This window comes from Winogradskyella sp. (assembly GCF_025210595.1).
Taxonomy (GTDB): Bacteria; Bacteroidota; Bacteroidia; order Flavobacteriales; family Flavobacteriaceae; genus Winogradskyella.
Window position 1 is genome coordinate 1 of the sequence record NZ_JAOARH010000065.1, and the last position, 23331, is coordinate 23331.

At 31.4% G+C, this 23331-nt stretch carries 20 protein-coding genes; 9 read left to right on the top strand and 11 right to left on the bottom strand.

Translation table 11 applies throughout. From position 1 onward, the window contains the following. From N4A42_RS06830 to N4A42_RS06860, 7 genes are all read left to right on the top strand, one after another. Window positions 1–3150: efflux RND transporter permease subunit (locus N4A42_RS06830; RefSeq protein WP_294071774.1), on the top strand; the 3150-nt coding region annotated here is incomplete at its 5' end. 136 nt (window positions 3151–3286) lie between these two features. Continuing rightward, window positions 3287–3496 carry a DUF2892 domain-containing protein gene (locus N4A42_RS06835; protein WP_294071776.1) on the top strand — a complete coding sequence of 70 codons (210 nt, stop codon included), beginning with the start codon at window positions 3287–3289 and terminating at the stop codon, window positions 3494–3496. Between the two features lie 65 nt (window positions 3497–3561). Next, window positions 3562–3924: a DUF4870 domain-containing protein gene (locus N4A42_RS06840; protein WP_294071778.1), complete on the top strand. Its 363-nt coding sequence runs from the start codon at window positions 3562–3564 to the stop codon at window positions 3922–3924. A 66-nt stretch (window positions 3925–3990) separates the two neighbouring features. Continuing rightward, a complete protein-coding gene (locus N4A42_RS06845) occupies window positions 3991–6966 on the top strand; it encodes a histidine kinase (RefSeq protein WP_294071780.1) in 2976 nt (991 codons plus the stop codon). 4 nt (window positions 6967–6970) lie between these two features. After that, window positions 6971–7723: a LytTR family DNA-binding domain-containing protein gene (locus tag N4A42_RS06850; RefSeq protein ID WP_294071782.1), complete on the top strand. Its 753-nt coding sequence runs from the start codon at window positions 6971–6973 to the stop codon at window positions 7721–7723. 104 nt (window positions 7724–7827) lie between these two features. Then, window positions 7828–10368 carry a T9SS type A sorting domain-containing protein gene (locus tag N4A42_RS06855; protein ID WP_294071784.1) on the top strand — a complete coding sequence of 847 codons (2541 nt, stop codon included), beginning with the start codon at window positions 7828–7830 and terminating at the stop codon, window positions 10366–10368. A gap of 98 nt (window positions 10369–10466) precedes the next feature. Continuing rightward, entirely contained in the window at window positions 10467–10970 is a 504-nt protein-coding gene (locus N4A42_RS06860; protein WP_294071786.1) for a hypothetical protein, read from the top strand. 159 nt (window positions 10971–11129) lie between these two features. Here N4A42_RS06860 and dnaN read toward each other — a convergent pair whose 3' ends face one another. From dnaN to N4A42_RS06895, 7 genes are all read right to left on the bottom strand, one after another. Beyond that, entirely contained in the window at window positions 11130–12248 is a 1119-nt protein-coding gene (gene dnaN, locus N4A42_RS06865; protein WP_294071788.1) for a DNA polymerase III subunit beta, read from the bottom strand. Window positions 12249–12381: 133 nt separating this feature from the next. After that, window positions 12382–14046: a gliding motility-associated ABC transporter substrate-binding protein GldG gene (gene gldG / locus N4A42_RS06870; RefSeq protein ID WP_294071791.1), complete on the bottom strand. Its 1665-nt coding sequence runs from the start codon at window positions 14044–14046 to the stop codon at window positions 12382–12384. Further along, on the bottom strand, window positions 14033–14503 hold the full coding sequence (locus N4A42_RS06875) for a hypothetical protein (protein WP_294071793.1): 471 nt from the start codon (window positions 14501–14503) through the stop codon (window positions 14033–14035). Before N4A42_RS06875 ends, gldG begins: the two co-directional genes overlap by 14 nt. Before the next feature lie 29 nt (window positions 14504–14532). Next, on the bottom strand, window positions 14533–15252 hold the full coding sequence (gene gldF / locus N4A42_RS06880) for a gliding motility-associated ABC transporter permease subunit GldF (RefSeq protein WP_294071795.1): 720 nt from the start codon (window positions 15250–15252) through the stop codon (window positions 14533–14535). A 2-nt stretch (window positions 15253–15254) separates the two neighbouring features. Next, window positions 15255–15512, bottom strand: a complete 258-nt coding sequence (locus N4A42_RS06885) for a hypothetical protein (RefSeq protein WP_294071797.1) — start codon at window positions 15510–15512, stop codon at window positions 15255–15257. Continuing rightward, window positions 15512–15808: a putative quinol monooxygenase gene (locus tag N4A42_RS06890; protein ID WP_294071799.1), complete on the bottom strand. Its 297-nt coding sequence runs from the start codon at window positions 15806–15808 to the stop codon at window positions 15512–15514. Before N4A42_RS06890 ends, N4A42_RS06885 begins: the two co-directional genes overlap by 1 nt. 81 nt (window positions 15809–15889) lie before the next feature. After that, complete coding sequence (locus N4A42_RS06895) at window positions 15890–16759, bottom strand: SAM-dependent chlorinase/fluorinase (RefSeq protein ID WP_294071801.1); 870 nt, start codon at window positions 16757–16759, stop codon at window positions 15890–15892. Window positions 16760–16879: 120 nt separating this feature from the next. Between N4A42_RS06895 and N4A42_RS06900 the strand changes: the two genes are divergently transcribed. Both N4A42_RS06900 and N4A42_RS06905 read left to right on the top strand, forming a co-directional pair. Continuing rightward, on the top strand, window positions 16880–17833 hold the full coding sequence (locus tag N4A42_RS06900; RefSeq protein ID WP_294071804.1) for a PhoH family protein: 954 nt from the start codon (window positions 16880–16882) through the stop codon (window positions 17831–17833). Between the two features lie 57 nt (window positions 17834–17890). Then, window positions 17891–18844 (top strand): phosphoribosylaminoimidazolesuccinocarboxamide synthase, encoded by a 954-nt coding sequence (locus tag N4A42_RS06905; protein WP_294071806.1) that lies wholly within the window; start codon window positions 17891–17893, stop codon window positions 18842–18844. A gap of 21 nt (window positions 18845–18865) precedes the next feature. On the opposite strand, the gene N4A42_RS06910 is transcribed toward N4A42_RS06905, so the two are convergent. The 4 genes from N4A42_RS06910 to rlmD form a co-directional block, all read right to left on the bottom strand. Beyond that, a complete protein-coding gene (locus tag N4A42_RS06910) occupies window positions 18866–20935 on the bottom strand; it encodes a YCF48-related protein (protein ID WP_294071808.1) in 2070 nt (689 codons plus the stop codon). A gap of 189 nt (window positions 20936–21124) precedes the next feature. After that, on the bottom strand, window positions 21125–21880 hold the full coding sequence (locus N4A42_RS06915; RefSeq protein ID WP_294071810.1) for a DUF6048 family protein: 756 nt from the start codon (window positions 21878–21880) through the stop codon (window positions 21125–21127). Continuing rightward, window positions 21846–22427 carry a DUF6452 family protein gene (locus N4A42_RS06920; RefSeq protein ID WP_294071812.1) on the bottom strand — a complete coding sequence of 194 codons (582 nt, stop codon included), beginning with the start codon at window positions 22425–22427 and terminating at the stop codon, window positions 21846–21848. The genes N4A42_RS06915 and N4A42_RS06920 overlap by 35 nt, the downstream gene beginning before the upstream one ends. Window positions 22428–22430: 3 nt before the next feature. After that, a partial coding sequence (gene rlmD, locus N4A42_RS06925; RefSeq protein WP_294071815.1) for a 23S rRNA (uracil(1939)-C(5))-methyltransferase RlmD occupies window positions 22431–23331 on the bottom strand: 901 nt, incomplete at its 5' end.

Below are 23331 nucleotides of genomic sequence, written 5' to 3' on the forward strand. Positions count from 1 at the left end.
CTTACAGTGCTTTTAATGATTGTTTTTATGGTCATTGGTGTGTACAGTTCGTTTTTAATTCCACGAGAGGAAGAGCCACAGATCGATGTGCCAATGGCAGATATTTTTGTGGGTTATCCTGGAGCAAGCCCAACAGAAGTAGAATCTAGAGTTATAAAACCGTTAGAAAAACTCATTTCAAACATAAAAGGAGTAGAGTATGTGTATTCTACTTCTATGCAAGAAAAAGGAATGGTCATTGTTCAGTTTTATGTTGGAGAAGATATTGAGCGTTCGTTTGTAAAGCTCTATAATGAAATCAATAAACACATGGACCAAATGCCACAAGGAGTTACAATGCCTTTGGTGAAAACACGTGCTATTGATGATGTGCCAATGTTGGGATTAACACTTTGGAGCGAGAATTATGATGATTTTCAGTTAAAGCAAATGGCACAAGAGTTAACCGATGAGATAGAAAAGGTTAATGATGTAGCTATTACACATAAGATTGGTGGTAGAAATAGGGAATTAAGAGTTGTAATTGATAAAAATAAATTAGCATCGAGCGGTTTAGATTTTTTATCTGTTGCTGAAATGATTAAAGCTAATAATCAACAATTAAGTGCTGGTAGCTTTGATAGAAATGATAATGAATTTTTAGTAAAAACTGGTGAGTTTCTTAAAACTAAAGAAGATGTAGAAAACCTTGTGGTTGGTGTGTTTCAAAATCAGCCTATTTATTTAAGTCAGGTTGCAAAGGTTTTAGATGGACCAGAAGTTCCTGTTAATTATGTAAGTCTTGGATTTGGTTTTGCCAGTGAAAAAATAAATACGTACAAATCGGAATATCCTGCAGTTACTATTTCTGTTGCTAAACGAAAAGGTGCAGATGCGATGAAAATTTCTGATGTTATCATAAATAAAGTTGAACACTTGAGAGCAACCTTAATTCCAGATGATGTTCATGTAGAAATCACTAGAAATTATGGTGAAACAGCATCGCAAAAAGTATCGGAATTATTGATGCACCTTATCGGAGCTATTATTGCAGTAACTATTGTGGTAATGCTGGCAATGGGTTGGCGTGGAGGACTCGTAGTATTTCTATCAGTGCCTATTACATTTGCATTAACCTTATTGAGTTATTACTTACTCGATTATACCTTAAACCGAATTACACTTTTTGCTTTAGTATTTGTAACAGGTATTGTTGTAGATGATTCCATTATTATTGCCGAAAATATGCATAGGCATTTTAAGATGAAACGCTTGCCATTTAAACAAGCGGCTTTGTATGCGATTAACGAAGTTGGTAATCCAACCATTTTAGCAACGTTTACGGTAATCGCTTCTGTATTGCCAATGGCATTCGTTTCTGGTTTAATGGGACCTTATATGAGTCCTATGCCAATAGGTGCTTCCATAGCAATGTTGTTGTCTTTGTTTGTGGCATTAACAATTACACCTTATTTGGGTTATATATTCTTACGTGAAAAAGATAAGAAAGCCGATGCCTCTGTTGAAGATGAAACTGCTGATATTTCAGATTCTATGATTTATAAAATCTATTCAAAATTTGAAACACCACTTATAGAAAACAAGACCAAACGTTGGTTGTTTTTAGGAGTAACATTCTTCTTGTTGATAGGTTCTGTTGGTTTATTCTTTACAAAAACAGTAGCAGTGAAAATGTTGCCATTTGATAATAAGAACGAATTTCAGGTAGTTATTGATATGCCTGAAGGTACAACATTAGAACGTACAGCTATAGTTGCTAAAGAAATAGGACAATATCTATCTACAAGACCAGAAGTGGTGAATTACCAAAGCTATGTTGGTACATCTGCACCAATCACGTTTAATGGTTTGGTACGTCATTACGATTTGCGTGGTGGAAGTAATATGGCAGATATTCAGGTGAATCTTACCGATAAGCACGATCGTAGTGCGCAAAGTCACGATATCGCAAAACTATTACGACCAGATATTCAGAAGATTGCTTCAAGATTTAATGCTAATGTTAAGTTGGTTGAAGTTCCGCCAGGTCCACCAGTATTATCCACGATTGTTGCCGAAGTTTATGGACCAGATTATAATGAGCAAATTCGAGTTGCAGATTCTGTTCAGGCAATATTAAAACGAACAGATGATGTTGTGGATATTGATTGGATGGTTGAAGCAGATCAGAAGGAATTCAACTTTAAAATTAATAAAGAAAAAGCCATGTTAAATGGTATAGCACCACAACAGATTGCTTATACGATGAATATGGCATTGGCAAACAGAGCGATAACGCATTTGTATGATGAAGATGCATCCAATCAGGTAGGTTTGGTATTGGCATTAGACGAAAATGAGAAATCTACAATTCAGGATATTGCGAATCTTAAAGTAAAATCTAAACACGGTAATTTAATTCCTATTGTAGATTTAGTCACTATTGAAGATGGTTATAAACCAAAAAGTATTTATCGTAAAAATCAGAAACGTGTTGTCTATGTTATGGCAGATATGGCTGGTGAATTAGAGAGTCCTGTTTATGCCATATTAGGAATGTCAGACAAACTACAAGAGATTAATTTACCAAAAGGCTACAAAATGGATGAGTTGTATATAAAACAACCAGAGTTTGAAGATGATTATACTGTAAAATGGGATGGCGAGTGGCAAATTACACTCGAAGTATTTAGAGATTTAGGTATTGCATTCTTAGGTGTTATCATTATCATTTATATCCTTATTGTTGGTTGGTTCCAAAACTTTAAAGCACCTGTGGTGATGATGGTTGCGATTCCGTTGTCTTTAGTAGGAATTGTTTTAGGACACTGGATGCTAGGAGCCTTTTTTACAGCAACATCATTTATTGGTATGATTGCTTTAGCTGGTATTATGGTGAGAAATTCAGTATTACTTATTGATTTTGTGAATTTAAGATTAGAAGAAGGTGTGCCATTAAAACAAGCCGTTATTGAAGCAGGTGCTGTAAGAACGACACCGATTTTATTAACTGCAGGAACGGTTGTTATTGGTGCTTTTGTCATCTTATTCGACCCAATTTTCCAAGGATTGGCTATTTCATTAATGGGAGGAACTATTGTAAGTACAATATTAACCTTATTGGTTGTGCCATTAGTGTATTATATGATAGAACGAAAAAATTATAAATAGAAGCTTTTAGAAAATAGGAACTAGAGTATAGAAATGAGAAGTTAGAAATATATTTTTTAGCGTTTAAAAAAAGAATTTCATCTTTCAACTTCGGTTTCGTCTTCAAAAAAATATATAAATATTAAAATAAATAAGCATGTTAAATACATATTTTAGAGTTATAGTTGGTACAATGGTATTGTTGAGTGTTGTACTTACATTTTATGTACACCAAAATTGGATGTGGTTTACAGTATTTATTGGAGTTAACTTAATACAGTCTGCTTTTACAAAATGGTGCTTGCTAGAAACGATTTTGCTAAAACTTGGTGTAAAGAAAGAAAGTGCTAATTGTAAGATCAATTAATTTAGTTGAATTATTGTAACATTTTATAGCCAATTGCGTCACATAGGTGTAAATAAATATGAATTATGGAATCTAATTATCATACACTTAAACGTACCGACAATCAGTTATTGTTAATTACGCACTTAGCTCAATTGTTGACCTATCTTACAGGTTTTGGAGGGCTAATAGTACCACTAATTATTTGGGCTACACAAAAAGATAATGTGGATGGTATGGATGCTCACGGAAAAGCGATATTAAATTTTCAATTGAGTATTATAGTTTACTGTATACTAAGTATTCCGTTAATATTTGCTTTTGGATTAGGTATACTTACATTGATTTTAGTAGGAATTATGGCATTTATATTGCCAATTGTAAACGCAATAAAGGCTAGTAATGGTGAATTACCTAGCTATCCGTTATCTCTTAATTTTATTAGTTAGTTACTCATGCTGGAACTTGTTTCAGCATTTCATCTCAAGAGGTAATAAAAAAGCTCATCAATTTTGATGAGCTTTTTTCTTTCAGAAAAAAAAATACTAAATCCAGAAAAAAAGATTATTAGCTATAAATCTATGTCTTATGTTTGTTATTCAATACTTATGCAAAGGGTTTTTAAGCATTTAATTATTATTACTTTCTCATTGATTTCTAGTGTTATCAATGGGCAAAACCCTATACAGAATAATTTATTGCATACATCAAACCTTCCTGATATAGAGTTTTATGATATCATAGAAGATGATAAGCATAATATACTGTTAGCTGCAGATAAAGGTTTGTTTGTATATAATGGGTATGACTATAAAAAATATACGCATATTAAGCAGAAAGGAAGTTCTGTATTTGGGTTACAAAAAGATAATGAAGGTAGGGTTTGGTGTAATAATTTGTATGGTCAATTATTTTATGTTGAGCATGAGAAATTAGAATTGTTTTTAGATGTAAATGACATCACTAATGGTCAATTTTCGTATTTCAAAGTATTTGAGGATTCTATTTTAGTTTTTTCTAATTCTGGTATTTATGAAATCATTATCAAAAGTAAAGACATAGAGCAATTATCAAAACAAAGCATAGTTTCTACATTAATAAACAAGAACTCAAGTTACTTTTATTCGCAATCAAAGGCGTTTTCAATTCAAGTTTTTAAGGATAAAAAAGAGAAGAATGTAACGTCTTTAAATATTAATAATATAGAATCTTCTGGTTTTTTTGAAATAGATTCTAATAGAATTTTTTTTAAGTATAAGGAGAATCTTAAAAATCATTTTTATAGTATTAATGCTAATGACGATGCGTTTCTCAAAATTCCAACACCACAATTAATTCAACATTTAGAAATATATAATATCATCTCTATTGATGGTAAATTATGGTTTTGTACTACTAAAGGTGTTTATGTTTATGAATTTATAGGAGGAAATTTAGAGTATATAGACACTTATTTTAAAGAGGAATCTGTAACAGATATTCATAAAGATTTCAATGCTAATTATTGGTTTTTAACTATTGATAATGGCGTATTTGTGGTGCCTAATTTATATTTTGAAAAGGTTAAAATAGAACAAAACTTTAGTAAACTTTCCTCTGTTTGTAAATTAGAACAAAACAATTTTGTTATAGGAACAAAAAACGGTCAACTTTTATTTTACAAGGGCAATACCTTAGAAAATGTTTTCAAACTTCCTACGTCATTAACTATAAACTCACTCTCTTATGACGCTTATAATGAGCATTTAATTATTAGTAGTAATAATTCAAAATCTTTCGTATTGGACTTAAATACAAATCAATTGAAAGATTTAGGAAATCAATACTCAGTAGCTAAAAGCATACAAGTAATTAATGCCAAAACAGTCTTTTATGGGAATTATAAAGAAGCAAAAGTTTACACTAATAATACTGTAGAATTGTTGCGTTCCAAACGTGTAATCACCTCAAAGTATTTAGAAAACAATAAACTTTTGGTTGCATTTATAGATGGTCTTTATTTATATGATCTAGAACAAAATAATGTTGAAGAAATAAAGGATGGAGACGTTTCTTTGATGATTAGTAGTATTACAAAAACTGAAGACAAAACATGGCTATTAGCTCAAGATGCTACGTTATGGTCTTTGGAAAATAATAGGCTAAAAATAGAAAAGGAGTTTGACGCTGTCGAAATTCAAAATATAACATCAGATGACGAATATTTGTGGGTTTTTCATAAAGAAGGATTGATAAAGCACAATTCGGAAAAGCGTACGATCTCTAAATTGAGTTATCAAGATGGATTTGAACTCAATCCACAGCACATTGTAGTATTAAAAGATGATTTGATTTTAACTTCACCAACGCATTTTTATAGACTGCCAAAACAAGATTCTAAATTATTTAAAAACATTACTACTGCTGATGTTGAACTGAAATCATTAAGCGTAAATGATAAGGACACAATTTTGAAAGATGGTTATCAATTAGATTATAATCAAAATAAAATTAGAATTGATTTTGTGTCTAATGGTTATTTGTCAAACAAGCAGATGCATTATAGATATAAGTTAAAACCTCTAGATCAAACCTGGCAAAATGTGAGTAGAGGTAATAATTTTATGGAGTTTAAAGAACTTCAAAGTGGTGCATATACTTTTGAAGTAGAAGCAAAGCATAGTTCTGCTTCGCAATATTCAAAAGGCGCATCATTGGCATTTAGTATTCAATCTTCTTTTTGGGAAACATGGTGGTTTTATACATTGATACTTGCATTTATTGTATTACTTCTGTTTTTAATTTTCAAATGGCGACTACAAATCAAAGAGAGGAGAAAAGAGGAGGAGATCAATAAAATTTTACTCGAAAAGAAAATGGCGAGTTTAAAATTAGAGAACTTCCGATCTCAAATGAATCCACATTTTATTTTCAATGCTTTAAATTCTATACAAGATTATATCATTTCAAATGAGAAAGAACTAGCAAGTACATATTTGGTTAAATTTAGTCGATTAATACGTATATATTTAGAGTATAGTCAGCAGAACGAAATTACACTTCAGCAAGAAATAAAAGCACTAGAATTATATTTAGAGCTTGAAAAAGTACGATTTGAAGATGAGCTAGATTATAAAATTGATATAGAAAATAACTTAGATATAAAAGCTATAAAAGTACCATCCTTATTCATTCAACCTTATATAGAAAATGCTCTGAAACATGGTTTGTTACATAAAAAAGGTGAGCGCAAATTGCAGATCATTGCAACAAAAGATGAAGATAAATTAAAAGTTGTAATTGAAGATAATGGTATTGGACGGCAACAAGCAAAAACCATTTCTGAACATAAACGTATGCATAAACCTTTTGCCACTAAAGCTAATGCTGAACGTATTCATATTTACAAAACGAAATTAAAAAAAGATATAAATGTTATAGTAGAAGACCTTGAAGTACAAGGAACTGCTTCAGGAACTCGAGTAAACATTTACATTCCCATAAAATTTTAAGCAAATGAAGGCGATTATTATAGATGACGAAAAACGTGCTAGACATTTATTGCTAGAACTTCTAAAAACCTATTGTCCACAGATTGATGAGTTAATAGAAGCCTCTGATTTAATTTCTGGAGTGGAATTAATTAAAAGCGAAAAACCACAATTAGTGTTTTTGGATATAGAAATGCCCAATCAATCGGGTTTAGACGTACTAGAATATTTTCCTGAGCAAATAGATTTTAAGATCATCTTTGTCACCGCTTACAATCAATATGCTGTCGAAGCATTCAAGCTTTCGGCAGTAGATTATCTCTTAAAACCTGTAGATGTAAAAGAATTAAAATCGGCAGTTTTAAAAGCTGAGGAAGCCATAAGAGCAAGCGATTTGAGTGATCAATTAAACAAGTTACGCCATTCGTTAAAGCAATTATCTATGGATAAAATAGCATTAGAAATTCCAAAAGGTATTTTATTTACATCTCATGATGATATCATCTATTTTGAAGCTGATGGCATGTACACCAATGTACAACTTAAAGATGGTAAGCAAAAAACGATTTGCAAACCCTTAAAGCATTTTGTGGAGCAATTAGAAAATAACGCCATGTTTTTCAAATGTCATAGATCCTATTTTATTAATCTAAAGTATGTAGAAGAATTAGTAAAGGATGATGGTGATTATTTAATGATGCAAAACAAAAAGAAAATACCAATATCTAAATCTAAAAAAGAGCAATTTTTGGAAGTGGTGAAAGAAACATTTATGTGATGTTTTCATTCAGAAAGAAATTTAAGGTATTCAGCAAAATCTGGTTTAAATAGGTAGTAAACCATTGTTTTTTTGCAGTTGAAAAACATAATATTTCAACTACAATGAAAAAAACATTACTCTTATTTTATGTCTTAATGGGAATTACATGCTGCACAATAACTGCGCAAAATGTAAACATTCCCGATGCTAATTTCAAAAACTATTTGTTAGCAGATGCAGCAATTAATACCAATTCAGATTCTGAAATTTCTGTTGCAGAAGCACAAGCCTTTACTGGCGAATTATTAATTAACGGTTTATCAATTTCAGATTTAACAGGTATTGAAGCCTTTGTCAATATTACACGTTTAGATTGTTACAGTAATAATTTAACTGCCTTAGATGTTAGTAATAACCTTGCCTTAACGCGTTTGCACTGTGCTAGTAATCAAATTACAACTTTAGATATTAGTGCTAATACGCAAATTGTAGATATTCAATGCCATAACAATGGGGTTTTACAAGAGTTAAACATTGCCAATGGTAATAACAGTAACTTCACTTACATGAAAGCCTATGGTAATAGTTTATCGTGTATTCAAATAGATGCAGGCTATACGCCACCTGCAGATGTTGGAATTTATAGTCCTGGATGGACCAAAGGAGGTATTGCACAATACAACGCTGATTGTGCCACTTTAAACCAAATTGTAACTATTCCAGATGCTAATTTTAAAAGTTATTTAGTAAACAATAATGGTATCAATTTAAATGGTGATACCGAAATTTCTGTGGCCGAAGCACAAGCTACAACAGAGTTACTTATAAATGGTTTGTCTATTGCAGATTTAACAGGTATTGAAGCTTTTACCAATTTGGCACGTTTAGATTGTTACACCAATAATTTAACAGCAATAGATGTTAGTAATAACTTAGCCTTGACGCGTTTACACTGTGCTGATAATCAAATTGAAACCTTAGATATTAGCGCCAATACGCTGATTACAGACATACAATGTCATAACAACGGTGTTTTATACGAATTAAATATAGCTAATGGTAATAACAGCAATATAAACTGGATGAAAGCTTATGGTAATTCAAGTTTAACTTGTATTCAAGTAGATGCTGGCTTTTCACCACCAGCAAACAGTGGTTTGTATGTGGCAGGTTGGACTAAAGATGGGCAAACCAATTATAGTGTAAATTGCATTCCTACTGTATATTATGTAGATGCAAATGCAACAGGTGCAAACGATGGTAGTTCATGGACAGATGCTTTTACAAACGTAACAGACGCTCTAGCACTTACCAATTTAAATGATGCTGTTTGGGTAGCAAAAGGCACGTATACATTAGCAGATAAAAACACACCAATAGCTGTTAATACAAACGAAGTAGATATTATTGGCGGTTTTTCTGGTACAGAAACAACTTTAGCAGATAGAGATCTTACAGCAATTCACACCACAAATGCAACCATTTTTACAGGAGACATTAATGGCGATGATATTGATGGCGATTTTACATCTAATAAAACGGATAATGCAGAGCGCTTATTTGAAATACGAAACAGTAATGTCACTTTTGATGGTATTATTTTTGAAAATATTTATGACACTTCTCAATCTGGTGGTGTAGAAGAAAATGGTGTGCTATTTATACCAAATAGTGTAAATATTAACAACCTGAAGATCAAAAATTCAGTGTTTAGAAACAACTATTCTAATGGGTATTTACTTAAAATGAGAACACTGAATGGAGGTTTACTTTTGGAGAACACCACATTTGTAAATAATACATCGGTTAATTTAGGATTGGTTTATGTACAATCAGATAGTACAAACGGTTATATTTTTACACGTTGGGCAAATGTTTTGGTTGCAGATAACGATACTAACGGTTCAGCGTTAACTATTTTTAGATCAGATTATGCTAATGGTAATACCTTTGATGTCGTTATCAATAATAGCACATTTATTAATAACGAAAATAACAGTACACATGGTAATGTTATTGAAGCTTCGGGGAATGGTAGTCTTAACCTTAATGTTAATAACTCAATTTTTTGGCAGAATACTACAAATGGTACAGCAGCCACTAGAGATATTTCTAATGGTATAGATACTAGTTACGATGTTTTTATACACAATACCATTGCAGCAGTACCAGCAAACGCAGGAACATATGGTACTTTTTCAACAACAAACGTAACGACATTAAATCCAACCCTAGATAATCTAAACTTAGATGCCAATTACAAACCAACATCAGCTTCAAATTATATTATAGATCAAGGTGATAATTCTTATTACGATGTAGCTTTATTTGGCGATTTAGACTTATCAGGAAATGATAGAATTTTTAATACTACTATAGATTTGGGTGTTTATGAATACAATTCAACTTTAGGTATTGATGAAATTTCTAACATAGAAGATTGGCTTTTAGTATATCCAAACCCAGTTTCCGAAACGCTACATATTAAAACTTTTGGTCAAGACTTAAAGCGTTTGGCATTATATAGTGTTAATGGACAGATAGTATTAGCGCAAAATGAAGTTCAAAATAGTGTTGATGTTTCAAATCTTCCTTCAGGAGTGTATTTTTTACAAATTGAAACTGCTCAAGGTTCTACAACTAAAAAAATTATCAAACAATAAATTAATTAATAACTGAGTACCTGTGATTGTTTTGCAGGTACTCTTAACAAAAACATATGAAATATTTTAAATCCTTATTCATACTATGTGTGTTATCAATGACTATAGCTTGTAGTTCTGATGATGACAATAATAGCAATACTCAAAATATCCTAAAAATAGGAGACGAGACGTATCCTATCGCTTCAGTTTTTATGGAAACTAGAAATGATAATACCATTCTAAACTTTCAAAATAAATCAGAATCAGAACTAATGAATGCTATTGAAAATGGTATAACGTTAAATGATTTTAATTACAGTTATGTATTGATTAACCAAAATCCATTAGCATCTGGAATATATAGTATTACGGAGGTTATTGAATATGAAGTTATATTAGATGCAACTATCAATGCAGGAGAATTAAATGAAGGAATAGTTGTTTTAGAAGATGATAGTGCAACAATTTCAGCGACTGCAATTGATGCTACAATACATAGTATAACGGATACATTTTTAGATATATCTATCACTTTTTTACGTCAAGATGGCGTGGAAATAAAGGCAAGTTATAGTGGAACGTATTTTAACTTTCCTGATAGCTCTATGGATAATAAGTAATCTGGTTTATTTTAGTTGAGTAAGCTTTCTTAATGAAAGTAAAAAGCGTACCACTGGTACGCTTTTATATTATACGCTTGATCACAATATCATTTTAGATCATAAAAAAACCACAGCAGTAATGTTGTGGTTTTTGTCTTTATATAAAGTCGTTTTCTTTTAGCTATTCAGCATTACAGGCATTACAAGCATAGTCACATTTTCACCTTCGTCTAAACCATCTATTGGTGTTAAGATACCAGCTCTATTAGGTAAACTCATTTCTAACTGTACATCATCAGAATTTAAGTTATTAATCATTTCGGTTAAGAAACGTGAGTTAAATCCTATTTGCATATCATCGCCTTGGTAATCGCAAGTTAGGCGCTCTTCTGCTTTGTTACTGTAATCAATGTCTTCTGCAGATATGTTTAATTCTGCACCAGCAATTTTTAAACGTATTTGATGCGTTGTCTTATTAGAGAAAATACTAACACGCTTTACAGAGTTTAAAAACTGTGTTCTTGCAATAACTAATTTATTTGGATTCTCTTTTGGAATAACCGCTTCGTAGTTTGGATATTTTCCATCAATTAAACGGCAAATTAAAACAGAGTTTTCAAATGTAAATTTAGCATTAGACTCGTTGTACTCTACTAATACATCATCATCGCTACCAGCTAAAATACCTTTTAAAAGATTTAAAGGTTTTTTAGGCATAATGAATTCAGCAGATTCTGTTGCGCTAACATCATCTCTGGTATATTTTACCAATTTGTGAGCATCTGTTGCTACAAAGGTTAAATTCTCTGTAGAGAACTGAAAGAATACACCACTCATTACAGGTCTTAAATCATCATTACCAGCAGCAAAAATAGTTTTGCTAATAGCAGTGGCTAAGATATCTCCTTTAATGTTTGTTTTACTGGCATCTTCAACAGATACTGCATTTGGAAATTCTGCACCATCAGCATAGGCTAAGGCATACTTACCATGATTAGAGCTAATCTCTACAGTATTGTTTTCTTCAACAACAAACGTTAATGGTTGTTCAGGAAATGTTTTTAAAGTGTCTAATAATAAACGTGCTGGTAAAGCAATACTTCCTTCAGAATCACTTTCAACATCAATTGTAGAAGACATGGTTGTTTCTAAATCACTTGCAGAAATGGTTAATTTAGATTGGCTAAGTTCAAATAAGAAATTATCTAAAATCGGAAGTGTGTTACTGTTATTGATAACTCCTCCTAAGACCTGAAGTTGCTTTAGTAAATATGTACTTGAAACTATAAATTTCATCCGAGTATATGTGTTTATTAACTTTTAGATTTGCCTTACAAATATATCTTAATAGAAGGGTTTTATAAAACAAACTTATTAACAATAAATTCCCACGAAAGTGGGAATCTCATTATTTTAAATAGTACTTTGTTTATGCGTATTTACGTTTTCTTAAATAATTAAAGGCCAAACCAAACAAAGCTAAAATCAGTAATGGTAAGGCTATATTAATTAATTGCCATTTACCACTTTCATCTTTAATTTTATCGGAATCTAGATAAGCAATACTAATTTCTTTGGCTCTAATGTTTATAAGTCCTGTGTCATCAAGTAAATAATTGATGGTGTTTAATAGGAATTCTTTGTTTCCATATTCAAAACCTCTGTAATCTACGCCAAGTTGAAGTGGTCTGTTTTTTCTAACATCATTTTTTATTACATCACCATCAGCAATAACCACCATTTTAGTTGGTGTGCTCTTGGCTTGAAAATTTTTAACCTTAAAAGGTAATACACGTTGGTCGTAAACAGACGTAAATTCACCTTCTAATAAAACTGCCAGGTTTTGAGGGCCAGAATTATATTTAGATTCATCTGGTGCTTTGGTAACGTTTGCTAATGCAATGTTTGTAAGTACTCCTTCTAATTTAGATTTTGGTGAACTCTGTAACAAAATAGTCTTGTCAACACTATTTTTTAGCGTGTCTATAGGACTTGTAAAATCATATTTTACCAATTCTAAATTTTTGGTGATTGGATGCTTTGGGTTAGACGCTGCTAAAGGAGAATATTGCCATTGAATAGGTTGTAATTGTGCTTGACTACCTTCGCCTATAGCCAACATAATTGGAGCAGAGTAGAGGTCTTTTACTAAGCTAGGATTAACTCTAACACCATATTTAAAAAAGAAATCGTTAAGATTTAAATTGCGCATTATAGATACTGATGCACCTGTATTATTGTACAGGCTGTCTTTGTCCATAATTACGGACTCCGTCAACCAAAGACTTTTACCACCTCTCATGGTATATTGATCTAAAACTAATTTTTCTTTTTCTGAAAATGCTTCTGTTGGTTTAGAAACAACAATTAAATCGTATTGCTTTAACTTATCTAAAGTGCCTTGCGGATTGCTGCTTACACTATCTAATGTAAAAGGGGCAATTTTGTAATACGGTTGAATGGTTTGTAAAAAATCTGCAATGTAAAGATCATTTAATTCACCATTTCCCTTTAAAATCGCTATTGTTTTAGCTTTGGTATTAATAAGTTTACTAAAACCATCTGCAAAAGCATATTCTATACCTTGAATAGAATTATTAATCTGTTCTTGGAGAGTTTGAGTAATACTCTTTTTAAGTAATGGGATTTTAACAGTTTGATCTTTATAACTAGCAAAAGCCCAAGGGAAAATAATTTCTTGAGTTACTTTTCCTGTGCTATTATCTGTATTAATATAAGGTTCTAGTCCAGATTTTGTAAGTTCATCTATATTGCGTTGTCTTGTAGCCTCGTCTTCTATTGGGTTAATATAATTAACCTTTATATTGTTGGTTTTTAGTTGAAATTCTTCAATGATTTGTTTTACTTCAGTTTGAAGTAAACGAAATTCAGAAGGAAAATCACCTTCAAGAAAAACATCGATTATTAGAGGAGCATCTATGGCATCTACAAGTGTATTTGTGGCTTCAGATAGTGTGTAACGTTTATCTTTAGTTAAATCGTACCGACCATATAATTGACCAGCAATAGTATTAACTACAATTAAACCAATGATAACAACGAGGATATATATTAGTGTCTTATTCTTTTTCATTTTTCTCGTATGTTATTTTTTGTTGAAAAGGCTTTAGACTAAAAACTTGATTTTTAACAAAAGTAATTTCTACACAGTCAACGTTATCATTAAAAGCACCTGGTTCTATACCTAAACCGTAGTTCCATTTATCTTGGTTATGGTCTTTCTTTTCGTCATCCCAAGTTAACCATTCGTTTTTGCCTAATAAATTTTCTATTTCTTCTTTTGTTGCACCAATAAGTGTATCAGACTCGATAGTGTGGTCTATCATTTCGTATCGTAAAGCTGGTTTTTCTACCCAAGCTTCACTATTAAAGTATTTTTGATGATGATAATTACTCACAATATTTACAAAAGGATAAAACATATAGAAATATGCAAACGGTGTTAAAGTTAAACTGATTAATCCTGTTAACCATTTGCGTTTATCTACTGTATTTAAAAATAAGAAGAGCAGTACAAAAACTATAATCATAAATATGATTAGCAGTGGAGTAATAATCATTATTTCTGAATTCTAAGTTTTGTGAATAATAAAAATGCTAAGGCTATACTAATGAAGTAAACCAAATCTCTGGTGTCTAATACACCACGACTCATACTATTATAATGTGCTGACATCCCTAGATTTTCCATATAAACCAAATCGCCAAAAATGTTATAATTAGAAAGCCCTTCAAAACCAAAATACATAAAAAAACATATAAACACAGCGATTATAAAGGCCACAATCTGATTGTCAGATAGCGTAGAAGCAAATACTCCAATAGCAGTATATGCTGCGATAAGGAACAATAGTCCAAAATAAGAACCAATAGTGCTTCCCATATCTAAGTTACCTTCTGGGTTTCCTAATTGAGAAACAGTATAAACGTACAATAATGTTGGAATTAATGCTAAGACAATTAAAGCAAAAGCGCCTAAATACTTACCTAATACAATCTGAAAATGAGAAATTGGCTTTGTAACTAATAGCTCTAAAGTACCTTGTTTTTTTTCATCACTAAAGCTACGCATGGTTACTGCTGGCACTAGAAAAATCAAAATCCAAGGAGCTAATAAAAAGAAAGCCGATAGACTTGCAATACCATTATTTAAAATGTTGAATTCGCCCTTAAACATCCATAGAAAAAGGCCGTTTAGTAATAAAAACACACCAATGACCAAATAGCCAATTGGCGATGCGAAAAAGGTGTTTATTTCTTTTTTAAGTATTGCTAACATTTTTATTCATCTATTTTTGACCTTATCATTTCTAACGAATAATTAATATCAGTTATATAAGATTCATCATCACTTTTATTATTTGAAAGAAATCCTATTTCTATAAATCGTTTAAATATTTTATAAATCTCTGATATAGGTTTACCACTTCCTTTGTGAGTTTCAAATATTATATAACCATAATTTTTTAAAACGAATGTCTCTTTATTTGTAAAGAATATTATTTGATTATACAGTATTTCTATTGCTGTACCTCCCATTATTTTATACTCACCAATTTGTCCACACTCCAAGCTTCAGGTTTAGCATTAAATAAAGGTTTGGTTTTTGCCCAAACCGATTTAAATAAATCTGAATGTCTGTAATTATTTAAATCATCTTCAGAATTCCAATAACTATACGTAAAAAAGATGTTGGTATTGTTCTGGTCGCGATATAATTCTAAAAAATTACAGCCTTCAAAAGCTCTAATCTTATTCTTATTGGTTTCAAAATTAGCTAAGAATTCTTCAATCTTAGACGGTTCAAAACTCATTTTTACAATTCTTACTAACATATATTAAAAGCCTTACCTATATTCCTTTCCAAAGGAAAGGACTTTCTCACTGCTGAGAAAATAATTTTTTAGTTTTTTGCGTCATCTTAGACTTCCTTCTCTTTGTAAAGGACTAAGGGTGGGCAAGAAATTAACAGTTACTGTATCCATAGATTTTAATCCCATTAGGGTAGAAGCACTACCAACAGTGCTACAATTACTTTTGTAAACTGCAATTTCTAAATAACCAGAAGAATTAAAAACCACTAAACCTTTGCCTTCATCATTACGTTTAGATTCTTCAATATCAAAATTTACAATATCGCTATATTTACTGTAAATTTTTGTAAACTTATAATTGCGTGCAGAGATCTCATAAGCACGCGTTTTTTGAACCTCCTCAAAGTATTTTTTCTTAATATTGGTGACTACATTACCATAATTATCAATATAAATAACACTACCTATAATTTGATTTTTTTCGTCATTAACAAAAGGAATTAGATTTTTAATAGGCTTAATAGTGTTAATAACTTTTCCTATAATTTCTAATGTTCCGCCTCTTGCTATATGGCATGCTACTTTTACAAAAACATCTAATACAGGAAAATTTGTTTCTATTTTATCGTGAATATTAATTTCAACAATTTTTTCTGGAGCAATTTCAGCACAAATCATACTCATAATACCATTATTTGCGCATATAAAGTAATGGTCGTCTAACTTAATAGCAATATGCTTGTTTTCAGGGCTTAACTCTGAGTCAATACCTATAATATGAATAGTTCCTTTAGGAAAACTACTATAAGCATTTAATATGATGTAAGCTGCTTCCGAAATATTAAAAGGAGACACAGAATGAGATACATCTACAATTCTAACTTCTGGTAATTCACTATAAATAGCTCCTTTAATCGCGCCAGCAAAGTGATCTTTTTCTCCAAAATCAGTGGTTAAAGTGATTATTGCCATGGATTAATTGTTGATATTTTTTTTAGAATTGAGGTTGTAAAATTATTAGATTTGTTTGTAAGCAATCGTTACACAAAACTAAGAAAAGAAAACAGATTAACACACTAAATAATTAGCCTTTTGAATGAACTAATTTTAGAACTCGAAGAAATTACTCCAAAAGAATTTTTTGGTGCTCAAAATGCAAATATTAAACTTCTAAAAAAATACTTTCCTAAGCTTAAAATAGTTGCTCGTGGTAATAAAATTAAAGCTTATGGAGATGAAGTTTTGTTAGAGGAGTTTGATACTAGAATGATGATGTTAATGAAGCATTTTGGAAAGTATAACAAAATAGATGAAAATGTTATAGAACGTGTTCTTACAAGTAATAGTAGTGAAGATTATACTACATCTGCCAAAAGTGATGAAGTAATTGTACATGGTGTAGGCGGTAAATTAATTAAAGCACAAACTGCAAATCAGCGTAAGCTTGTAGAGAGTATGCGCCAAAACGATATGGTTTTTGCTATTGGTCCTGCAGGTACTGGAAAAACATATACTGGAGTAGCATTGGCAGTACAAGCTCTTAAGAATAAAGAAGTAAAACGAATTATACTAACGCGTCCTGCGGTTGAAGCTGGAGAAAACCTTGGGTTTTTACCAGGAGATTTAAAAGAGAAGTTAGATCCTTATATGCAACCTTTGTATGATGCGTTAAGAGATATGATTCCGCACGAAAAGCTAGATAGTTATATAGAAAAAGGAATAATACAGATTGCACCTTTAGCTTTTATGCGTGGTAGAACTTTAGATAATGCTTTTGTTATTTTAGATGAAGGACAGAATACAACGCATGCACAAATGAAGATGTTCTTAACACGTATGGGTAAAAACGCTAAGTTTTTATTAACTGGTGATCCAGGTCAAGTAGACTTACCAAGACGTACTATTTCTGGATTAAAAGAAGCCTTATTAGTGCTTAAAAATGTTGAAGGTATAGGTATGATTTATCTCGATGATAAAGATGTGATTCGCCATAAATTAGTTAAGAAAGTAATTGCTGCATATAAAAGCATAGAGAACCGTGATTAGTCACAGTAAGCAGTTGAACAAATAAAAAGTTAAACGAATAAACGTTTAAACATAAAAATGAGTAACACAATAACAGATTCAAGTTTTAATTTTCCTAACCAAAAAAGTGTTTACAAAGGCAAGGTTAGAGAGGTGTATAATATTAATGATGAGCAATTGGTAATGATTGCAACCGATAGGCTGAGTGCTTTTGATGTGGTTATGCCAAAAGGAATTCCTTATAAAGGACAAATCCTTAATCAGATTGCAACAAAAATGATGAAGGCTACTGAGGATTTAGTGCCTAATTGGCTAGTAGCAACACCAGATCCTAATGTTGCAGTTGGCCATCTCTGCGAACCTTTTAAAGTAGAAATGGTTATTAGAGGTTATATGTCTGGCCATGCAGCAAGAGAGTACAAAGCAGGTAAAAGGATGCTATGTGGTGTGCCAATGCCAGAAAGTATGAAAGAGAATGATAAATTTCCAGAGCCTATTATAACACCTGCTACTAAAGCTGAAATGGGAGACCATGATGAAGATATTTCTAGAGAAGACATTTTAAAGCGTGGTATTGTCTCTGAAGAAGATTACTTGGTACTTGAAGATTACACACGCAAATTATTTCAAAGAGGAACAGAAATAGCAGCTGAACGTGGACTGATTTTGGTAGATACTAAATATGAATTTGGTAAAACCAATGACGGAAAAATTGTATTGATAGATGAAATCCATACACCAGATTCTTCGCGTTATTTCTATGCAGAGGGTTATCAAGAACGCCAAGATAGAGGTGAAGCTCAAAAGCAATTATCTAAAGAGTTTGTTAGACAATGGTTAATAAGTAATGATTTTCAAGGATTAGAAGGTCAAACAGTGCCATTTATGAGCGATGATTATATAGAATCTGTTAGTGAACGTTATATAGAATTATATGAGAATATTACAGGTGATACTTTTGTAAAAGGTGATGTAAGTGATATTCAGAGTAGAATAGAAGCTAATGTCTTAGATTATTTGAGTAATAACTAAGACATTAACATTAAGTTTATTTTAGTTTTTTACAATTCTATGCACAGCAACAAGTTGCGAATTAGATTCTATATGTAAAAAGTAAATTCCATTTTCTAATTCACTAATGTCAATACTGTCAGTATTTTCAGAAAGCGAAAAAGATTTAATCTTTTGCCCATTAAGATTATATATAGTCGCATTAGATACTCTTGTATTTATTTCTTTTATATATAGTTTATCTGCAGTAGGATTAGGATAAATACTAAACTTGTTTTCATTACTTTCAAAGTTTTCATTGCTTAATGTTTGCCCTATATCTAATGTGTAAATATCAGACCAGTTTCCTACGGCAACCATTGTGTTTTCAGAGATGTAAAAATTACCACAACAATTAGGGTCTTCAATACCATTATCATTAATAAGCTGCCAAGAACTACCTGCATCTAAAGTTCTATAAACATTTCCATTACTTGTTAGTGCTAAGGCATAATTGGCGTTAAAAAACTTATAGTTAAATACATAGCCAGGAAATTGATTTAACTCAAAAGTATTGCCACCATCAGTCGTAATATAACTACCAATATAAAATGTGTTTGTGTCAATTAGGTTAATGGAAGTGTAGCTACCACCATTATAATTTATAGGAGTCCATGTATCTCCACCATCTGTAGTTTTGTAAAACTGACTAACTGTACCTAATATTCCAAAGTTATCATCTAAAAACTTTATAGACTCAACGCTACTAAAATTAGAATCAAATGTCCACCCAATACCATTTTGATAACGATATAGACCAGTATCTCCCCAGCCAAAGCCGCCTCCAATAAAGAAATCATTTTCAGATTTTAGCCAGACAGCTTTAGGTATAAATTGTTCAGTTATGTTTGCTCCTGTAAAGGTATTCCAAGTTTCTCCATAATCAGAGCTATAAGCTACTCTGTTTATAAGCTGATTTGTGGTAATGGCTTTACCATTAGGTAATAAATGTGCTACATAACAACAGGCATTACTTGGTATGTTTATTTCCTCCCAACTTATGCCTCCATCTGTAGTTCTAAACATTAAATGGTCATATACTGCACTACTACCAGAATAAATCCCAGCAACTAACCCAATATTATCATTTGCAAATGAAATATCTCCTAAGTTACTCATTGTTACTCCATGTAAATGAACTTGCCAGGTTGCACCATTATCTGTAGATTGAAAAACGTCACCATCAGAACCTATATAAATAGTGCCATTAGAAAATGCAACTGAGTATAGTTCTCTCCAATAGCTTATTTCGTAGTTAGACCAAGTGATTCCCATATCGGTTGATTGTAAAACAACACCATAATCACATACAGCAACATATTTACCGTTATGATATTTTACATCATTAATATGTCTAGTTGTTCCACTTGTAGCTTCTGTCCAAGTAATTCCACCATCACTAGTGTTAAACATGTGTCCACCAGATCCAACAATAATACCTTGGTTTGAGTTGATAAAATAGATTTTGTTTAGTGTCCAATAGTCTTCAATAGGTAAAATAATCTCATTCCAAGTGTTGCCACCATCTGTAGTACTAATAAATGTACGATCTTCACCACAGGCAAACCCATTATTTTCGTCTATAAAGTACACATCTTTTATAGGCTGCGTTGTGCCAGTAGTTAATTGCTGCCAGGTTAAACCTCCATCTGTTGTTTTATCTATCCTGCCAGAGCCTCCAGATACAAAGCCTAAGTTTTCATTAAGAAAAAACACATTAGAAAATCCATAATTATCTAATGTAAACTGTTCTACTGTTTCAAACTTATCTGCTGTTTTTATTAATTTGTTTGAGGCAACTAAATATCCTAAGTCGTCTGTAAGCATATGTATATCTTTAGCCTCTAGACTTGGTACACGTATATAACTCTGTCCGTTATTAGTACTTATTAAAACTTTATTTATAGTTGTTGTAGCATCTAATGCAAAAATGGTTTGGTCATTAGAAACATGCATTTCTGTGATGTTAGAAATGTTTTTTAAAGGATGTCTTTGTGTCCAATCTTGTGCATAAGAAAAATTATAAAACACTAATAATAGGCTACACAATAAAAATTTTGTTAGTTCTTTCATGTTTTGTTTTTTGAATTGATGCTTAAAAATAAAAATATTATTAGCAACTTTTATAATTTTTTAGACACCTGTTTTTTTATATTATTATATAGTCAATGGTGACTCTTTTAGTCATTTGAAGTTTTTTGACATAAAAAGGAAAAGGTAGATTACCAATTTATTGACAATATATTTTTGGTATATAAAAAATTATTCTTCTTCTTTTTCTTGAACAATTACTTTGTCTTTCTTAAAAATAGGAACTAAATATGATAAGTTTGCCCCAAAACCAACACCAAATCTACCACTATCAAAGGTTCTGTTAAAACCTGGTATGTAAAGATTTTCAAAATTATTTGGTGCGGTTTCTGTAATTAACACTTTGAGTTGAGCATTAATACCTGCATAAAAGTTATTGAATATTTCGGCTTTTAAACCAATTAAAATTTCAGCCCAAACAGCAGTAAGACCAGAAAATTCTGTACCTTCTTCAACCGTAAATTGCTGATTCCAATATTGATTATTTACATTATAAATATCATAACTGTTTAAGGTTTGGCTAAATGTACTAGCACCACCTCTAAAACCAACATAGATCATGTTTTCCATATCTAGCCAGTTTTTATAAAAATTAAGATCTATTCCGCCTTTAAAATAGCTTCCTTTAGTAGTGTTATTTAAAACTTCATTATTAATGGTACGTTCTTCATTACCTATTTCGCCAGCCAAATAAATTCGTTTTGTGAGGCGGTAATCTCCCATTATTTCAAAACCAGTATAATCATCATCGAAGAATGTACGTGCTAATTTACTAATATCTGCACCCAAGCGTAATCCATATTTTTGTTTATATATTAGAGTATCTTTTACCGTTTTTTTATCTTCTTGTGCCAATGCTATTGTAGAAAACAACAGCAATAAAATTAAGCTTCTAATGTAAGATGCGTACATGTACTGTGTTTTCATCGTCTACTAATGTTTCTGAAATTTCTATATTTGATATCCATAAATCATCATCATTGTTATCTGGATTTAAATTTATGTCAATAATACTGAATACACTTTTATAACCACACGCTCTAGATACATATTGAAACTCATTTGTATATGAAATTTCAATAATGTCAATGTTAGAGTTGTCATCAACATTATCGTTTAAACGTAAGTTGGTGTCTTTTTCAAATACAAATCTGGTAGTAATAGTTTCATTTTCATTTCCAATAAGAAGCGGAAGCTTTACTGCATTTGAATTGTTATTATAAACCCGTTCAGGTTCTAATGGTTCAACTAAAATAGCACTAGAGTTATCTGTGTCATCTGGAATGGGTATGCCAGGACTGTCACCATATACTGTTAACCGTGTTACACTTTTAAGTTCGTCTTGTTCGGTTGCATCATAAAACTCAACAGATAATCTAGGTGTTGTACTTGTGCTTTCTGCACATATATCGTCGCGTTCGCAATTTATAAATGCAATTAGCGCGGAAAGAAATAAAAATTTAATTTTTTTCATTAACTATTTTTCAAACAAAACTACGGTTTCTATATGAGCTGTATGCGGAAATTGATCAACCAAACTTAACTTTTTTATTTGGTATCCTGCAAGTAATAATTGCTCAGTATCTCTGGCTTGTGTAGCTGGATTACAAGATACATAAACCAAACGGTCTGCATTAAGGTTTATTATTTTTTTAAGGGTTTTTGGTGCTATGCCTGCACGAGCTGGATCTAAAATAATGGTTCTTATTTTATTAGTAAACTCAGGGTGCTCGTTTAAAAACTTACCAACATCGGCTGCATAAAATTTTAATCCATCAATGTTATTGCGTTTAGCATTTTCTTTAGCATCTGCTATTGCAGAGGCTATAATATCTACACCTACAATTTTGGCATTGGTAGACCTACTTGCAACAATTTGCCCAATAGTACCTGTGCCACAGAATAAGTCTAATACAACAGTGTTGTCAATAGCCTCTTTATTTTCTAAGGCATATTCTACAACTTTAGAGTATAATTTTTCCGCACATTTAGGGTTGGTTTGAAAAAAGCTTTTCATGCTAATTTCAAAGTTTAAACCAAGTAGTTCTTCTACAATTTTATCTTCTCCGTAAATGAGATTTATACTTCCGGTTGTTGCAATGGTTCTGTCTCCAATTTCATCATTTATAGTATGTAAAACACCTGCAACTCTTTCGCCAAATAGCTCTACTAAATATTTAGAAAATGCATCTAAATCAAATTTATCTAAATCATAAGAAGTCGTTACAAGATTAAACAGTAGTTTGTTAGTGTTATAAGATTTTCTAACTACAAAATAACGGAAGAACCCTTCTTTTTTTGGTGCATGCCATGGATCTAAACCTGTATTATGGCAATAGATTCTTATGTTTTTTAAGTTATCTTCAACAGCTTTATCA

Coding starts and splice junctions, on each gene's coding strand:
- N4A42_RS06850 (WP_294071782.1), top strand. CDS start 6,971: ATGAAGGCGATTATTATAGATGACGAAAAACGTGCTAGACATTTATTG.
- N4A42_RS06910 (WP_294071808.1), bottom strand. CDS start 20,935: ATGAAAGAACTAACAAAATTTTTATTGTGTAGCCTATTATTAGTGTTT.
- N4A42_RS06915 (WP_294071810.1), bottom strand. CDS start 21,880: ATGAAAACACAGTACATGTACGCATCTTACATTAGAAGCTTAATTTTA.
- N4A42_RS06920 (WP_294071812.1), bottom strand. CDS start 22,427: ATGAAAAAAATTAAATTTTTATTTCTTTCCGCGCTAATTGCATTTATA.
- N4A42_RS06895 (WP_294071801.1), bottom strand. CDS start 16,759: ATGGCAATAATCACTTTAACCACTGATTTTGGAGAAAAAGATCACTTT.
- N4A42_RS06875 (WP_294071793.1), bottom strand. CDS start 14,503: ATGATTATAGTTTTTGTACTGCTCTTCTTATTTTTAAATACAGTAGAT.
- N4A42_RS06835 (WP_294071776.1), top strand. CDS start 3,287: ATGTTAAATACATATTTTAGAGTTATAGTTGGTACAATGGTATTGTTG.
- N4A42_RS06905 (WP_294071806.1), top strand. CDS start 17,891: ATGAGTAACACAATAACAGATTCAAGTTTTAATTTTCCTAACCAAAAA.
- N4A42_RS06855 (WP_294071784.1), top strand. CDS start 7,828: ATGAAAAAAACATTACTCTTATTTTATGTCTTAATGGGAATTACATGC.
- N4A42_RS06860 (WP_294071786.1), top strand. CDS start 10,467: ATGACTATAGCTTGTAGTTCTGATGATGACAATAATAGCAATACTCAA.
- N4A42_RS06840 (WP_294071778.1), top strand. CDS start 3,562: ATGGAATCTAATTATCATACACTTAAACGTACCGACAATCAGTTATTG.
- N4A42_RS06890 (WP_294071799.1), bottom strand. CDS start 15,808: ATGTTAGTAAGAATTGTAAAAATGAGTTTTGAACCGTCTAAGATTGAA.
- gldF (WP_294071795.1), bottom strand. CDS start 15,252: ATGTTAGCAATACTTAAAAAAGAAATAAACACCTTTTTCGCATCGCCA.
- N4A42_RS06845 (WP_294071780.1), top strand. CDS start 3,991: ATGAGCTTTTTTCTTTCAGAAAAAAAAATACTAAATCCAGAAAAAAAG.
- gldG (WP_294071791.1), bottom strand. CDS start 14,046: ATGAAAAAGAATAAGACACTAATATATATCCTCGTTGTTATCATTGGT.
- N4A42_RS06885 (WP_294071797.1), bottom strand. CDS start 15,512: ATGGGAGGTACAGCAATAGAAATACTGTATAATCAAATAATATTCTTT.
- dnaN (WP_294071788.1), bottom strand. CDS start 12,248: ATGAAATTTATAGTTTCAAGTACATATTTACTAAAGCAACTTCAGGTC.